Origin of the sequence: Salipaludibacillus sp. CUR1, from assembly GCF_021028955.1 — a bacterium.
Lineage (GTDB): Bacteria > Bacillota > Bacilli > Bacillales > Salisediminibacteriaceae > Salipaludibacillus.
Window position 1 is genome coordinate 48,781 of sequence record NZ_JAIWPE010000053.1, and the last position, 16,332, is coordinate 65,112.

The 16,332-nt window shown below is 44.3% G+C and carries 13 protein-coding genes; 7 read left to right on the forward strand and 6 right to left on the reverse strand.

Going from position 1 to position 16,332, the window contains the following annotated elements; translation table 11 throughout:
* Positions 1–7: 7 nt before the first annotated feature.
* Together K8O68_RS10625 and K8O68_RS10630 are read right to left on the reverse strand one after the other, a co-directional pair.
* Positions 8–931 carry an iron-hydroxamate ABC transporter substrate-binding protein gene (locus K8O68_RS10625; protein ID WP_230896863.1) on the reverse strand — a complete coding sequence of 308 codons (924 nt, stop codon included), beginning with the start codon at positions 929–931 and terminating at the stop codon, positions 8–10.
* Positions 885–1,727: an ABC transporter ATP-binding protein gene (locus K8O68_RS10630; RefSeq protein ID WP_230896864.1), complete on the reverse strand. Its 843-nt coding sequence runs from the start codon at positions 1,725–1,727 to the stop codon at positions 885–887. The genes K8O68_RS10625 and K8O68_RS10630 overlap by 47 nt, the downstream gene beginning before the upstream one ends.
* Before the next feature lie 211 nt (positions 1,728–1,938).
* Here K8O68_RS10630 and K8O68_RS10635 point away from each other — a divergent pair, with 211 nt between their 5' ends.
* Positions 1,939–2,424 (forward strand): glutathione peroxidase, encoded by a 486-nt coding sequence (locus K8O68_RS10635; protein WP_230896865.1) that lies wholly within the window; start codon positions 1,939–1,941, stop codon positions 2,422–2,424.
* Positions 2,425–2,591: 167 nt separating this feature from the next.
* Here the strand turns inward: K8O68_RS10635 and K8O68_RS10640 are convergent, their stop codons facing one another.
* Together K8O68_RS10640 and K8O68_RS10645 are read right to left on the reverse strand one after the other, a co-directional pair.
* The gene (locus tag K8O68_RS10640; protein WP_230896866.1) at positions 2,592–4,940 is read right to left on the reverse strand and encodes an ABC transporter permease; all 2,349 of its coding nucleotides are present in this window, start codon (positions 4,938–4,940) and stop codon (positions 2,592–2,594) included.
* Between the two features lie 12 nt (positions 4,941–4,952).
* Positions 4,953–5,651 (reverse strand): ABC transporter ATP-binding protein, encoded by a 699-nt coding sequence (locus K8O68_RS10645; RefSeq protein WP_230896867.1) that lies wholly within the window; start codon positions 5,649–5,651, stop codon positions 4,953–4,955.
* Positions 5,652–5,928: 277 nt separating this feature from the next.
* Between K8O68_RS10645 and shc the strand changes: the two genes are divergently transcribed.
* Together shc and K8O68_RS10655 are read left to right on the forward strand one after the other, a co-directional pair.
* Positions 5,929–7,782 (forward strand): squalene--hopene cyclase, encoded by a 1,854-nt coding sequence (shc, locus tag K8O68_RS10650; protein ID WP_230896868.1) that lies wholly within the window; start codon positions 5,929–5,931, stop codon positions 7,780–7,782.
* A 202-nt stretch (positions 7,783–7,984) separates the two neighbouring features.
* The gene (locus K8O68_RS10655; RefSeq protein ID WP_230896869.1) at positions 7,985–9,073 is read left to right on the forward strand and encodes a hypothetical protein; all 1,089 of its coding nucleotides are present in this window, start codon (positions 7,985–7,987) and stop codon (positions 9,071–9,073) included.
* Between the two features lie 213 nt (positions 9,074–9,286).
* On the opposite strand, the gene K8O68_RS10660 is transcribed toward K8O68_RS10655, so the two are convergent.
* A complete protein-coding gene (locus K8O68_RS10660) occupies positions 9,287–9,901 on the reverse strand; it encodes a LysM peptidoglycan-binding domain-containing protein (protein ID WP_230896870.1) in 615 nt (204 codons plus the stop codon).
* A gap of 246 nt (positions 9,902–10,147) precedes the next feature.
* Between K8O68_RS10660 and K8O68_RS10665 the strand changes: the two genes are divergently transcribed.
* Positions 10,148–10,567: a DUF2500 domain-containing protein gene (locus K8O68_RS10665; RefSeq protein ID WP_230896871.1), complete on the forward strand. Its 420-nt coding sequence runs from the start codon at positions 10,148–10,150 to the stop codon at positions 10,565–10,567.
* 96 nt (positions 10,568–10,663) lie between these two features.
* Here K8O68_RS10665 and katG read toward each other — a convergent pair whose 3' ends face one another.
* Positions 10,664–12,883, reverse strand: a complete 2,220-nt coding sequence (gene katG / locus K8O68_RS10670) for a catalase/peroxidase HPI (protein WP_255717156.1) — start codon at positions 12,881–12,883, stop codon at positions 10,664–10,666.
* 475 nt (positions 12,884–13,358) lie between these two features.
* Between katG and K8O68_RS10675 the strand changes: the two genes are divergently transcribed.
* The 3 genes from K8O68_RS10675 to K8O68_RS10685 all read left to right on the forward strand — a co-directional run bounded on the left by K8O68_RS10675 (position 13,359) and on the right by K8O68_RS10685 (position 16,294).
* Positions 13,359–14,372: a YsnF/AvaK domain-containing protein gene (locus tag K8O68_RS10675; protein WP_230896872.1), complete on the forward strand. Its 1,014-nt coding sequence runs from the start codon at positions 13,359–13,361 to the stop codon at positions 14,370–14,372.
* 305 nt (positions 14,373–14,677) lie between these two features.
* Positions 14,678–15,148 carry a YflT domain-containing protein gene (locus K8O68_RS10680; protein ID WP_230896873.1) on the forward strand — a complete coding sequence of 157 codons (471 nt, stop codon included), beginning with the start codon at positions 14,678–14,680 and terminating at the stop codon, positions 15,146–15,148.
* A gap of 396 nt (positions 15,149–15,544) precedes the next feature.
* Positions 15,545–16,294, forward strand: coding sequence for a transporter substrate-binding domain-containing protein (locus tag K8O68_RS10685; RefSeq protein WP_230896874.1), 750 nt, complete (start codon positions 15,545–15,547; stop codon positions 16,292–16,294).
* Positions 16,295–16,332 lie beyond the last annotated feature (38 nt).

Genomic DNA, 16,332 nt, shown 5'->3' on the forward strand with positions numbered 1-16,332 from the left:
GAGTAGATTAGGATTCAGTTCCAAGGAAGTGTTCCTCGAAGAAATCAAGCTGGTAATCAAGCGTGAGCGGGTCGTTAAAGTAGAACTTCATCGCTTCTGCTTCAAAGACATTTCCGTTTTTTACTGCAGGGATGTTCTGATACGTCTCAGTTTCTGTAAAGGAGTTGTCGGTGTCGGCTACTTTACTGAAAATCATGTAATCACCGGCAAACTCAGGCAGAACCTCGGCTGATAGGGCATAGTAGCCGTCCTCAAGAGCCATTTCCTCTACTTTTTCGGGCATTCCCAGCTCCATCTCCTGATAGAGAATTTCGGTTCCTCGGCCCCAATTATCTCCGAAAATGTAAAGCTGCTTGTCGAATTTTTCGAAGACGGAGACAGTGGCATCTTCACCGATTTCTTTTTTGACACGCTCACCCAGATCGTTGGCCCGTACTTTAAAGTCTTCAACCCAGGTGCGAGCTTCGTCTTCCTTGTTCAGAAGTTTTCCGATTTCAATATGCTGAGTAAGGTAGTCCACATTGTCGTAAGTATAAGTCACGAGCGGAGCGATTTCTTCCAGACGGTCAATATTGTTCATATCCGTGGAGCCGATAATAAGATCCGGATCGAGCTCAATCAGTTTTTCAAGGCTTTCGTCGCTCACAACTTCCACGCTTTCCAGTTGTTCCTGAAAATTCGGGTTATCGACGGACCAGGGATCGATACCGACGAGGTTCCCATCAAGCGCCATGACGTTACCGGTATAAGAGCCGGCAAGCACCACAATACGTTCGGGATTATCGGGGACCTCTACAGGGCCGTTTTCGGATTCGTATGTAAATGTCTCTCCGTTGTCTGACTCGTTGGCAGCTTCGCCTCCGGAGTTTTCGGCGCCGCAGGCACTAAGCGTGACCAGTGACAGGGCGGTTATGAGTAGTGTGTTTTTCATTGGTGTTCTCTCCTTTAAGTAAATGGTAGGTCATGCACATTGGTTTTTGAGTACGCGGGTCACGGCCGATCATCGCATCAATGTGAAAAACTTCTTTTAGAACGACGTGCTCTATTACCTCATCGGGCGTACCGGTTTTCACGATGCACCCGTTTTTCATGGCAACAATATGATCGGCGAAGCGGGAAGCGTGGTTCAGATCATGAAGAACCATGACGATGGTGCGTTCCTCTGTTTCATTTAAATGCTGCAGTAGTTCAAGCACTTCCAGCTGATGAGCAAGGTCGAGATAAGTAGTAGGCTCATCGAGAAAAATCATATCTGTTTCTTGGGCGAGCGCCATGGCAATCCAAACACGCTGACGCTGGCCGCCAGAGAGAGCGTCCAATGGCCGGCAGTTATAATCAAGTGTGCCTGTCTGTTCCATGGCACGACCAATGATCATTCTGTCTTTTGCAGTAAGTCTTCCAAAGCCCCGCTGGTGGGGGAAACGTCCGTAGGAAACAAGTTCACCTGCCGTAAGGCCACCGGTCGTTTCCGGGGACTGGGGGAGGATAGCCATATCCTTGGCCAGTGCTTTCGTATTTCTCTTGGCAATGTGTTCTCCGTCCAGCAGGATGGATCCGGCTGAATGGGGGAGGATGCGGGTGAGCGTTTTCAGAAGCGTCGATTTTCCGCAGCCGTTTGAACCGATAATGGCGGTGACTTTTTTATCGGGAATGCTTAGATCCAGATGATTGATAATCGGCGTTTCTGTGTAGCCTGCCGAGAGACCCGTTGCCTGAAGTCGGGACATGTTGTGTCACCATCCTTTTTCAAAAAAGTAATTGATAATGATTATCAATATCATTATGTAATAAGCATACGGACTTTCAGTTTGTTTTGTCAACGGCTATTTTAAACCTTTGCTAAAAGGGGACTTTCGATAGGGCGTGAGCAAATCTCTTTTAACCGTGGCGTGCCGGGAGTATGATAGAAGAAATTACAAACTTGAGGAGGAGATCTGGGTGAGAGAAACGGTACATGATTTTTCAGTTAAAAAACCGGACGGGACGGAAGTCTCTCTCGAAAATTATAAGGGCCAGCCGATGGTCATTGTAAATACCGCCACGAAGTGCGGGCTTTCAGGACAGTTCAAAGATCTTGAGCGGCTGCATCAGACTTATAAAGATGAAGGGCTTGCTGTTCTTGGTTTTCCATGCAACCAGTTTATGAACCAGGAGCCGCTGTCTAATGATGAAATGATGGCTGCATGCGAGCGGAATTTCGGGGTGACTTTTCCCCTGTTTGCAAAAATAAAGGTGAACGGCGACGATGCCCATCCGCTTTACAAACATCTTAAAGCCTCCCAGAAGGGGGTCCTCAGCTCCGAAATTAAGTGGAATTTCACAAAGTTTCTCGTCGACAAGGAAGGAAACGTTGTCAAGCGCTACTCGCCGCAGACTTCTCCAAAAAAGATGGAGGAAGATGTCCAGGAACTTCTGAATAAGTAGTCTTAAAAAGCCTCCCGCAGTGATGAGGGAGGCTTCAGTATGAGCATCTATTTAGCTTAACTGACTGCGTTTTTGACTGTTTATTGGGTTGGCCTTGAAATGTCCAGTCAAGGCAGCAAAAAATAGCCCTCACCTCAAGGTGAGAGCCATATAAAGTCAGGAAACAACTACTCCTGATACGTTTTTAACACTTCCTGCAGCGGCACTTTTGTAATTTTTCGCCGGGAAATCCAGGTGCTCACAAAGAAGATGATAACGATCACCAGGAAACTCCAGATCACATAGGACGGCTGAAAATCAAGAGGGATAATGACCCCGTATTCTTCCGCAAAGAGAGTCATCATAAAGTCCATAGACAGGATAGCGACCGGAAGGCTGACAAGATAAGAGAGGACGGCGTAGACAAAATAGCTGTTCAGAACCATTGAATTAACCTCTCGGCGGCTGTAGCCCATGACTTTAAGAAGCGAAATGGTATAGTAGTTTTTCTCGACTGTAAAAGACGTCAAAACGAAGAGGATGCTTCCTGATATGACAGCGGCTCCTGCAATCATTATAGTGGTCATGAGCGAAATAAAACCATCAATGGACTGGGCCGTATCTATCATGCTCTGTTTACTGATCACAGCAGCATAAGCCTCGTCATCCGGCTCATTCGCGGCATAAATCCCTGTGTACAAATCCGCCCTTTCACCATCAGTCAGCAGCAGACTTAATTTCTCAATATCAACATAGATCGTATCGCTGACATATTCATCTGCGACAGCTTTGACTGCGAGTTCAATCTCATCCTGGCTGAGCTGGACGAAAATCCGGTCGCCGGTGCTGATATTCTGCTTAATGCTAAGAGACTTGGTAATGACTGCGCCATCGTCGAGATAGCTGGTGAGGTCCCTGCCTGAAGCGTCGAAAAGATGATACAGACGGTTATCTGTTTCAATACCGTGTAACGTGACCGCTTCACCTTCAAGCTGGGCGTAAGGATACTGCAGGAAGATGTCGTCCTCATCTCGCAGCTCTGGCGGTTCTTCCTCCGGGTTGATGAACGCCTGGTACTGGAAGTCGGATTGTTCGTATACATCCACCGTTAATCTGTCCACCATCCCGCTCATCATAAGAGCGAAAATAATCAGGATCGTGGAGAACATGATGCCTGTAAAAAAAATCAGGAAGCTGCCGGTGCTTTTGACAGCCTGCAGGTATTTAAACTTAGTCTGGGCATTGGCATTCTTTAATAGTTTTCCAACTAGTCTTGTGAGTCTGTTGACTGACGGATTCTGCGGAGGATGCAGCAATACAAGCGGCCCGTCGCTGAGTATTTTGGAAATGATCAGTCCGGCAACTGCCGTGAAAAAGGCAAACGGAACGACAATCGCAATGGCGAACACGATCAACTGCTGGCTGATTTCCACCGACGGAAGCAGATAAAATTCAAGGTACAAGTCTCTAAGAGGTTCTGCCAGAAACAGGCCGAAGACATACCCGGCGGCTAGCATAATAAAGGCCATGACCATAATAGAAAGAAGGTAAGGTGAAGCAATTTGGCGTCGGCTGTAGCCGAGTGCTTTCAGAATGCCGATTTGGCCCCGTTCTGCCTGCAAAATGTTATAAATCATAATCGACACGATAATAACGGCAATGGCAGCGATAAAAATGCTTAATCCTAAGGCGGTCGTTTTACTTGAAGACAACTCCAGGTAGATCCCGCCGCTCCTCATGTTGTTGGCAGTATCCAGAACTTGCGTCACATAAGGAAGGTTCTCGCGGTCAAATGCAGTGTCAATTGAATCACTATCTTCCGCGGCCCCAGCGAACCGGAACGTTTCCTGGGCGCTGAAAGATTCGTAGGCCGGGTCAGTCATAAGCACAGTCGTCTGGAGGCCCGGATCTATATTTAACATGTTTTCAAACATTAACAGCGTATAATCCGGAAAAAGGACAAACCCGGTGATCGTATAGACTTTCCCGCGGACAGTCAGGCTGTCGCCCAGTTGAAGGCCGTTTTTTTCGGCATAGATCCTGGCAATGCCAATCTCATCATCTGACTCGGGCATCCGGCCTTCTTCCACATACGTCTGATTAATGGCGTCCGCATCTTTCAGGATCAAGGTTTTACGGTGCTCGCCGTCGATTGTTTCTTCCGCTGTTTTCGTTGGCCGGAGCTCAAGCTCTGCCCCTGGAAAGGCGTCCTGTATGGCGGCGGCCCGAGTGTCTATAAGTTCGTCAAAGAGTTCCGGGCTTTCCTCTTTAATGCCGCGAAGTGTATAGATTCCTTCAGCCGCAAGTTCAGAGATGCCGGAGGGAAGGTCTTCGTCCGGGCTGATTACCTGAAGCATATCGACGGAAAAATCTTCCTGTCTGTAGTCATCAAGATAATCTTCAGTCGGACCTTCGATGCCGCTCACCCCGTAAAACATCATCGTAAAGATCATCGAGCTGAGAATAATAATAATCCCGATCGCCATAAGCTGGAGCCACTTTTTACCAAGTGTTTTTAGGACATTTTTGAAAAGCATAGTCTCCACCCCCTAGCCCCAGCTGATCTCCCGGGCAGATTTTTTCGCCTTGTTCATAATAAGCTCAGTAATCTCTCCTGAATTCATTTTGATAACTTTGTCGGCCATTTCTGCGATGCCCGCGTTGTGCGTAATCAGTACGATCGTTTTATGGTAGTTATAATTCAGCTCTTGAAGCATGGCCAGCACGTTTTTGGAATTATGTTCATCAAGGGAGCCGGTCGGTTCATCACAAAAAATGATATCCGGGTTTTTGGCCAGGCTTCTGGCGATGGATACGCGCTGCTGCTCGCCCCCGGAAAGCTGATGGGGATACTTGTTTCCCGCCCCTTCAAGCCCGACCGCTTTAAGCAGCTCCGGCCCATCAAGCGGGTCTTTGCCGATATCCGCTCCGATCTGGATGTTATCAAACACATTCAGGTTTTGCAGAAGATTATACTGCTGAAAAATAAAGCCGAGATGCTCCCTTCTGAAAGCGGTCATTTCAGACTCGGACAGGGAGGTGAGCCCGGTGCTGTTAAACATGATTTCACCCGATGTCACGGTATCCAGGCCGCTTATGACATTTAGCAGGGTGCTTTTGCCGCTCCCGGAAGGACCTAATATAACGATAAACTCCCCGTCTTCAATCGTCAGATTAATATTTTTTAAAGCATGCGTGGTCACGTCGCCATTGGAATATGTTTTAGTCACATTTGTCAATATAATCACCGCTGCCAGCCCCCTTATATAAATGGTGTGAAACTTAGTGCCTACTTTTATTATAGTTTAAAAGTTATAGGAATATAAGAAGCGGGAGGGGGAGGAAGCAGTTGTGGAGTCAGAAGATTCACAGAATTGTTGGATGTTTAATAAAGGGATGGTAAGAGAGGAGTACGGGTGAGGCCAGGTTGAGCCGAGGTGTCCATGAGGAGGCAACTTAAAAGAAGTCATTAACATAATAACCAGGCTGTTCCTAATAAATTTTATATACAGGGGAGGGGAATAAATGAAGAACATCATTAATAATACGATTGACGATTTAATTAATGAGTTACAAAGCTTACAAAAATCCGACGGCTCCTGGCGTTTCTGTTTCGAATCTGGTCCTATGTCTGACGCTTACATGATAATTTTAATGAGGTCTATTAAAGATCCTGATGAAAAACTGATAAACTTACTTGTTAAGCGCCTTTTATCTGTTCAAAGTCAAGATGGCACATGGAAGTTGTTTCACGATGAAAGTAAAGGCAATTTATCGGCTACCATAGAAGCTTATTTTGCATTAGTGTACTCCGGTTATGTCGATGAAGAAGCAGAGCAAATGATTAAAGCCAGATCATTTATTATTAACAGCGGCGGACTAATGAACGCTCAAGAATTAACAAAGGTAATGCTGTCATTAACCGGACAAATAAAGTGGCCGGTTAAAATGCAACTGCCTATTGAATTCCTTTTACTTCCCCGTTCGTCCCCTATTAGTTTATTTGATTTTGTCGGGTATGCACGTGTTCACATCGTGCCAATTCTAATAGCTTCAAATGACAACTATTTTATAAGACATGATGATACGCCTGATTTGTCGGATTTACTCATTCGTTATGAGAGAGAGGATGATTCAGCTGAATTATCAAGAAGTCTGCTGAAATCTATTAAAAGTGAAATAAATAAAATTATTGAATTACCAAAAAATCTGAGAAAACGAGCATTTGAAAAAGGGAAAGAGTTTATGTTCGCCCGCCTGGAACCTGATGGCACATTATACAGCTACTTCAGTTCCACTTTTTTTATGGTATTTGCATTACTTGCGTTAGGTTTTTCGAAAAATGACCCTGTCATCATTAGTGCAATAAAAAGCATGAAAAACCTTATTTGCAAAACCAGGCAAGGCGCTCATATACAAAATCCTACTTCAACATTATGGGATACTGCTCTAATCAGTCATTCTCTGCAGCTGGCAGGGGTTAATTCAAGAGATCCAGGCATCCTTAAAGCAGCCGATTATATTAAATCACGGCAGCAGTTTACTTACGGAGACTGGGTATTGAATAATCCTTCTGCCATTCCTGGAGGATGGGGATTTTCAGATATAAATACGCTGCAACCCGATGTGGATGATACCACTGCTGCTTTACGCGCAATAAAGGGTCTGGCCAGCGGGGACAGCTGGTCCAGAGGCTTGGCATGGGTTTTGTCAATGCAGAATGATGATGGGGGCTGGGCCGCTTTCGAAAAAAACAGAGATAATTATTTTTTGACTTTACTGCCTGTCCCGGAAGCAGCAAGAGTATTTATTGATCCTTCTACAACAGACTTAACAGGAAGAACGTTAGAGTTTTTAGGTAAACACGCGAATCTTGACAGCAATTATCCGGAAGTGAAGCGGGCAGTTTACTGGCTGATAAAAAACCAGGAGAAAAACGGCTCTTGGTATGGCCGGTGGGGGATCTCCTATATTTATGGCACCTGGGCAGCAATTTCAGGGTTGAGGGCCGTCGGTATAAGAAAGAATCACCGTGCTGTTGTAAGAGGAGCCGAATGGTTACGCTTTATTCAAAATGAAGATGGAGGATGGGGGGAGTCCTGTCTCAGTGATATTCAAAAAAAATACGTCCCTCTTCATGCCAGTACACCGTCACAGACAGCATGGGCCTTAGAAGCCTTAATAGCTGTGGAAGATAAACCTTCACATACAATTAATAAAGGAGTAGAACAGCTGATACACACCGTTCATAAAACAGACTGGACGACTGACTATCCAACTGGGGCAGGCCTCCCCGGAGCATTCTATATTCATTATCACAGTTACCGTTACATTTGGCCCCTTTTATCATTAAGTCATTACAGGAACAAATATTTATGAATAAGAACGCATCATTTATAGTAGCTCATCAGCAGATGGCTTTTTTGCTGTAACCGAAAGCTGGCAAGGGAAGGCAGGGTTTATTAATAGGAGTTATAACAGGATAAAAATGTTCACATAATTACTAATGAAGACACGGAAGATAGACAATAAATAACTTATAATTAACTTACCGATGCTGGAAAAACAAGGGGGGACAGTGATGTGTCAAGATAAGAACGATACGGGTGAGACGGTAATTATTCCATTTAAGTTTGACTATTATCCGTTGACCAAACTGGCACTGATTAATTGTGAAAAGCATCCAGACGAGCATTACCTAGGCTTTGAACCGCAGTATATTGATGATGAAGCGGCAGGCTACCGAGTGATTGCCTACCGGCACGACGGCTATGTGGATGTTTACGATGAGCCGCAGCTCAATGACGAGAATGATGATAGCTTCGATGTGACGGGAAAAGGACTTTGTGAACGTGTGAAAACAGACATAACTAATGCAACATTTGAAAAAACTGACGGACGTATCCATATTTCATTTCAGTTTACTGATAAATACGGAAGGAAAATCACCGCAAACATATCGGAGAACTCGTGTAAGAAAACTAACGGTATTAATCTGCTTGCCCCGATCGGTTCGGCAACTGAGAACCCTTCGTATTTGCCGGTTTTCTTTTTGTACGAGTTTGATTTTGTCCGCAAACATAAGACGAATATCCACGTATCGATCGACGGAAAGGAAATGAAAGTTGATAAGTTTCCCTGGCCGCTACCTAAGGATTTTCAATGGCGTTATTACACCAGGTTCAGCGATGACTGCCAGATTATCGAGTTTGCGAAAGCTTCGACCGAAGTTCTAGAGGAGTACACTTTAAATGGAAACGGCAGTCTTACTCTCGGACAAATTACCTGCCATTTTTCAACGGATAAAAAGTTAAAAAAAATGGCGCTGAACAGAGGAAGACATCCCTTTACCGCAGAGTTTAAAGAAGGAATCCCTGACATACGGAAGCTTTCCGACGGCAGCAGTTATGATGATACATTCATCCTTCACGCTGAACCTGCCATGGGGACGATCAGCGGACGGTATTCGATCGTGCGGAAAGGAGATAAGGTGAACCTCGAACTCGTTCCTGAAAAGGGATGGGAGGCCGTGCCAAACTCACGCTTTACAAAGATGATGTTCAGCAAAAAATCACTTTTCTGCACATGGCCGAAGACATACCGGTACATGCAGACAATCGATTTAACCACGCTTGAGACGTCTTCAAGGTGGGAAAGGGTGAAACAGTAGCGCTTTATTTCTTTTTAGGGAATCCTAAATTGCGAATGGTATTATGTATAACAACACCTTTGAGGAACTATTATTTTTTAAATTTATGGTAGATATAAAAAATGGCTTTAGCCCTATGTTATACAGGGGTAAAGCCGATTAAATCCATTTCATTTATTTCTGTTGTCTGCTTAACAGGGGCAGCTCATTTAAAATGCGGGTTTCCTGTCTCGGTTAGTGTGAATCTTCCACTCGCTCCAGCAGGATTTCTGTATCGACTTGAATATTATATGGGTCAATTCCATGATTAATATTATTTAATTCATCTGCAGTGACGCTGTCATATTGCTGTGCAATGCTGTAGAATGTTTCGCCTTCCTGAACCGTGTGAGTGTCTGAGTTGACGTCTGAAGAATCATCAATGTCGCCTATGCGTTCTAAAAGAATTTCAGTTTCAACAGGTATATTGTAAGGGTCTAAGCTATGATTAATATTATTTAATTCATCTGCGGTCACGTCGTCATACTGCTGTGCAATGCTGTAGAAGGTCTCGCCTTCTTGCACTGTATGAGTTTCAGCATCCACCTCGGAAGAGTCCTCGCCATCATCTGAGTACCCAAGCATAATATCCGTACCGATTTGAAGGTTGTAAGGGTCCAGTCCGTGATTAATCTCTTTTAATTCTCCGGCAGTTATACTATCATGTTCCTGGGAAATACTCCAGAGCGTATCGCCCGCATCTACAGTCTCCGTATCCTGTCCTGAAGCGGCTGTTGGTGTTAAACCGGTAAAACCAAATACGAGACCTGTTGTTACCAGGGGAGTTGCCAGTAATGAGATTTTTTTCACGTTTAGCCTCCTATAAAAGAATGTATTAACCTATTCCATCATTTGTTTTACAACTAAACGTATAATTTTAATAGTTTTGTAATATTTATGTTAATTAATTCTCAACTGTTTACTGGCTAAAGGCGATCGGTCTTCAACCCTTCCATGTTAAAAATTGGTTCTATCCATAAATGATTAATTGAATTTTGAAACTTTTCTTAGTTTGTATCGTCCTTCATAGTAACTATATTTATAGGAGGGTCTTATTTGGATGTTTATGGTCAAGGTGCTGCCGCAGGTACTGCCTTTCAATTAGCTGATGCAGCAACATGGCTCGTTCCGCTGATATTTGCCCTTGTAGTTGGTGCGTTTATTTTTTCTGCTGTGAAAAATGTTTCAGAATGGCTGTCAAACAATAAAAAGCCTGTTGAAACTGAAAAAGCAAAGGTTGTTACTAAAAGAGAACATGTTCGCAGACGAGCGTCAGGTAATCGCAGCAGGGGAGGTGGTTTCAGCGTCGGACCTTCCAGATATCAAACAGCATATTATGTGACATTTGAATTGGAGAGCGGAGATAGAAGAGAGTTTAAGATGCGGGGCAACCAGTATGCCAAGCTTGCAGAAGGAGATGTGGGCCACCTCACTTATCAAGGAACAAGATACCATGAATTTGAGCGTGTGGCATAAGTATAATGAATAGTTTTACTTCAAAAGCAAATCAGGGCATGGAGACTAAACTCCATGCCCTGTTTCCATGTGATTCAAAATGAGCGATTGCGGCACTTAACTTCCTATTAACTCATCTTTCTTAGCGTCATGCTGTTTAAGGTCGAAACGGTCGGCATTCATAACCTTGACCCAGGCAGCTACAAAGTCATTAACAAATTTTTCTTTATTGTCCTCTTGAGCGTACACTTCTGCAAGGGCACGCAAAATGGAGTTGGAACCGAACACGAGGTCCACTCTTGTTGCTGTTCGCACGAGGTCACCTGTTTGGCGGTCACGGCCTTCATAAAGGTTAGAGCCTGCAGGCTTCCATTCCACTCCCATATCAAGCAGGTTAACAAAGAAATCATTTGTCAGTATGCCTGCGCGATCAGTGAATACACCGTGCTTTGTTGCCCCGTAGTTTGTCCCAAGGACACGCATACCGCCGATTAAAGCCGTCATTTCCGGTGCGGAAAGGTTCAGCAGCTGGGCTTTATCCACGAGGAGCTCTTCAGAGCTGACACTGTACTGCTTCTTCTGATAGTTACGGAAACCGTCAGCAATTGGCTCCAGCACATCAAAGCTGTCTGCATCAGTCTGCTCTTCATTAGCATCGCCGCGTCCCGGAGCAAAAGGCACAGTCACGTCAAAGCCTGCATCTTGCGCCGCTTTTTCGACTGCGGCACTGCCGCCTAGTACAATCAGGTCAGCCAGGCTGACTTTCTTATCAAGCTCGCTTTGGATATCTTCATAAACAGCTAGCACTTTTGCAAGATGCTCAGGCTCATTAACTTCCCAGTCTTTCTGTGGAGTAAGCCGGATGCGGGCGCCATTTGCTCCGCCGCGCATATCGGAGCCGCGGAACGTGCTCGCTGAAGCCCAAGCTGTCGTGACAAGCTCACTGATAGTGAGATCTGATTCAAGGATTTTTGCCTTAAGATCTGCTATTTCAGCTTCTGTTAACTCATAATCAACTGATGGAACAGGGTCTTGCCAGATCAGATCTTCTGCCGGCACTTCCGGACCAAGATATCTTTCTTTAGGACCCATGTCACGATGAAGTAACTTGAACCATGCGCGGGCAAAAGCGTCTGCAAACTCGTCCGGATTTTTATGGAAACGTCGTGAAATCTTTTCGTATTCCGGATCCATACGCATGGCCATATCCGCTGTGGTCATCATAGTCGGCACGCGAACAGACGGATCTTCCGCATCCGGTGCTAAGTCTTTCTCATCTACGTCTTTTGGAGCCCATTGATAGGCGCCGGCCGGACTCTTCGTCAGTTCCCACTCATAGCCGAACAGAAGGTCAAAGTAAGTATTATCCCACTTAGTTGGCGTAGGCGTCCAAGCCCCTTCGATCCCGCTCGTAATTGTATCGCTGCCTTTACCGGAACCATGTGTGCTTTCCCAGCCGAAACCTTGAGCTTCAAGAGGGGCTGCTTCCGGTTCAGGACCAACATGAGCCGCATCTCCCGCACCGTGTGCCTTACCAAATGTATGACCGCCGGCCGTTAGAGCCACCGTCTCTTCATCGTTCATTCCCATACGTGCAAAGGTTTCGCGGATGTCCCGGCCGCTTGCCACGGGATCTGGTTTGCCGTTTGGACCTTCCGGGTTTACATAAATAAGACCCATCTGAACGGCAGCAAGCGGATCTTCAAGCTCGCGTTCACCAGAGTAACGGTTGTCACCGAGCCACTCTGTCTCAGCGCCCCAATAGATATCTTCTTCTGGATGCCAAATATCTGCGCGTCCAGCTCCAAAACCAAACGTCTTTCCACCCATTGATTCAATTGCCACATTACCGGCAAGGACCAGCAGGTCGGCCCAGGAGATCTTATTGCCATACTTTTGCTTAATTGGCCATAATAAGCGCCGTGCCTTATCCAGATTGCCATTGTCAGGCCAGCTGTTTACCGGAGCGAAACGCTGGGCACCAGTTCCGGCCCCACCACGGCCGTCCCCTGTGCGGTAAGTACCGGCTGCGTGCCAGGACATACGGATAAAGAATGGTCCGTAATGACCGTAATCAGCAGGCCACCAATCCTGACTGTCTGTCATCAGATTGTAGAGATCCTGCTTAAGAGCCTGGTAATCCAGCTTTTGAAACTCTTCTGCATAATCAAAGTCTTCTCCCAGCGGGTTCGTCTTTTTGTCATGCTGATGAAGAATGTGCAGGTTAAGCTGGTTTGGCCACCAGGTTCGGTTAGTTGTACCGCTTGAGCCATGACTTGTGAGAGCCCCGTGCATGACCGGGCACTTTCCTGTGTTGGCAGAGTCTTTAGCATCCATAGAATTCTCTCCCCTTCTATATCAATTTAGTAGCAATAATTATGCCTCCTATGAAACTTATAAACTTGAGGCAATAATTATTCTCACAATTCTAATTATAAGAAAGCAGAAGCTAAAATGGAAGTACAAAGACTCATATTTATAAGAAACTTTAATAGGCTTAAAGGCCGGTCTCAACGCATTTTCCAGTAATTAGAACTGGAGGAGTATTTATATTTATACACTGTTAATAACATGCGGACCTGTTTATTTGAAGGTTCTCTACCATATAAAGGGATTTTTGGACATTTATATAAAAGGCGAACAGTTTATAAAAAATGAATAATAAAAGTGAGTCCCTATTAGGTAATAGTGCTGAGAAAGGGATGAAGCCTGATTTGCAGGTCCATTTGTCCCCGTTTACTATAAAATCTCATGGGAATATAACCCGTGTAACACCAAGATTCATCATACAAATACTGAGGAGGTTTTCAAAATGGCTAAAACTGTTATTGGTGTATATGATTCGGAGCAGGAAGTTGTAGATGCAGTAGAAAGTTTAAAAACAGAAGGTTATAAACCGGAAGATATTTCACTTGTTGCAAACGAGAGTGAAGAAACATCCTGGATAAGGAATCAAACCGACGTTAGTGCCGAAACAAACGGTGGACAGACAGACAGCAGTCATAATGAAAATGACTCTTTCTGGGAAAAAGCAAAGTCTGCTTTTCTAGGTGAAGAAGACACTCATAATAATGACAACGGCTATTTTAACCGCCTAAAAGACTTAGGGCTTTCAGAAGAAGAAGCACACAAATATGATTCCGAAGTACAAACTGGAAAAGTAGTTGTACTGGCACCTGAAAACGGGAACGGTCTTAATGCAGGCGGTACTTCCGAAACAACAGATTACGGAAATAATTTGTCTGAAGCGGATTCAGCCCGCAGACCAGAAAACAAACATGATTCGGCAGTAAATGGGACAAGCCCCGCTGGCGGGTCTGTGACTAATTCAAACGTCACCTCTCCTGGAAACGGTATAGCCGACAATAGAGAGGAAACTGATGAAGAACGCAAGATGCGCCTTCGTGAAGAAGAGCTGGAAATTGATAAACAAAACTTAAAATCCGGTGAAGTAGAGGTGCGTAAGGAAGTTCGTGAAGAAACGAAAAGAGTGGATGTGCCTGTCACTAAAGAAGAAGTTTATGTAGATAAAAAGCCGGTTACCGGTAAATCTGCTGATGCATCAGCCGAAGGTGAAATTGAAGATGAAACTATTCGGGTTCCATTAAAGGAAGAAAAGGTTGAAGTGAAGAAAAAGCCAGTAGTAACCGATGAAGTTGAAATAGGAAAACGAAAAGTCGAGGAGACTGAACAGGTTCAGGATAATGTGAAAAAAGAAGAACTTCATGTTGACCGTGAAGGTGAAAAGGACAGCACTCAGCGTAATAAAGATAACAGAGGCGGTCTCTTTGAAGATAGAGACAAGGATAATGACAAGCCACTGTAATAAGATAAAAAAGCCAGGGTATTTCCCTGGCTTTCATTTTGTCAGAAACCCCCTTTTCAAAAAAGATGGGTTTCTTTTTTATTTTCTTACAGTGAATTTAGGATATCTTTTAATGATCAATGAATGCAAACCACGTCTTAGCTGGCTGATTTGAATTCTCTCACTTAAAGGGCAATGAAAAAGCTGAAAAGTAAGCGAAGTCATGCTTAATAGTTCCACCATACCTGTTTTACTGTGACGTCTGATGGGAATATAACCCATGTAACATCAAGAATTAATAAGCAAAAAATAGGAGGTTATATAATATGGATAAAACTGTGATTGGTGTATATGAATCAGAGCGAGAGGTAGTTGCTGGAGTAGAAACTCTTAAAGCGAAAGGCTATGAACCTGAAGAAATTACAATGGTTGCAAACGATAGTGAAGAAACCTCCTGGATAAGAAAGGAAACCAATGTCAGTGAAGAAACAAGCGTCGGAAAAGCTGACGGGGGTCAAGATGGAGATGACTCTTTTTGGGAAAAAGTAAAGTCTGCTTTTAGCAGTGAGGATAAAACGTATAACCACGAAAAGGGATATGTTGAGAAGTTTAAAGCCTTAGGATTTTCCGAAAAGGAAGCACATGACTATGACTCCCATGTACGGGACGGAAAAATAGTCGTGTTAGTACCTGAAAAGGGGAACAGTATTAGAGAAGGCGGAACTTCAGAACTGACAGATTACGGAAATAACCTATCTGAAGCTGATACGGCACGCAGAGCAAGAGACAATCAATAGACACTCATTCTTCAGGAAAAAAGAGGAGCAAAGGTTGTTCCTATAACTAAAATATAACAGATAAAAAAGGCAGGGCCACGCACCTGCCTTTTTTATTTTTGCATGCAAGTCTAAGTCAATCAGTCCTTAAATTATTTTCAGAAAACATTAATAATTAAAATATATAGAAAAATTCAGTAAATTAGCTCATTTTTGAGCTTAACAAAGGATTTATTACTATTTCAAAGTAATACTTACTATTGAGAGTCTTATATACTCTTAGAGATTTTTTCACAATTATCCTGTAATAAACCTGTAATTATGCAGTTTGAGTATGAAATCTATTAGCGATATGCTATTACACATGATTAAATAAACAGAAAAATTTAACAAAACAAACTACAGGGGGATTTTATCGTGAAAAAATTAACTGCCGTTTTATTATCAGCAGGTGCCGTCACCGCACTTACAGCATGTGGTTCGACAGACGCTCAATCAGAAGTTTCTGTTGCCGTTGTCCAGGATTACCCGCCATTCGAATACATAGAAGATGAGGAGTTAACTGGATTCGATGTGGATATCATTGAAGCGATCGCTGACCACCAGGGGTTTGAAGTGGACTGGCAGATCATGCGCTTTGATGGGATTATTCCGGCCCTGCAGGGAAACCAGGTTGACGCAGCTGTGTCAGCAATCGGTATTCGGGAAGACCGTCTTGAAGTAGTGGATTTCAGTGATCCATACTTTGAATCAGGGCTTTCTCTCGTCGTGCCTGCAGAAAGTGATATTAACGATGTTGAGGATCTTGAAGGAGCAACAATCGTCGGAAAGCAGGGAACCTCAGGTCTTGAACTCGCCCGTGAATTTGCAGATGAGTATAACGGAGAAGTCACCATTCTTCAGGAAGATGCCGTAATGTATATGGAAGTGGAGTCCGGGAATGCAGACGCCGTTATCAATGATTATCCAAGTGCGGCTTATAAGATTGCCCAGGATGGGGATGATGCACAGCTTCGCATTGTTGGAGACCGTCTGACTGGTGAAGATTACGGAATCGCCGTTTCTAAAGATGCAGAAGGTGTACTTGAGCAAATGAACGAAGGCCTTGAATACTTGTTTGAAAGCGGCAAATATGACGAGATCTATGACTCTTACTTTGCTGAGTAATAAATGCACCTTAACTAGAACTGAATGAAGCGGGACTG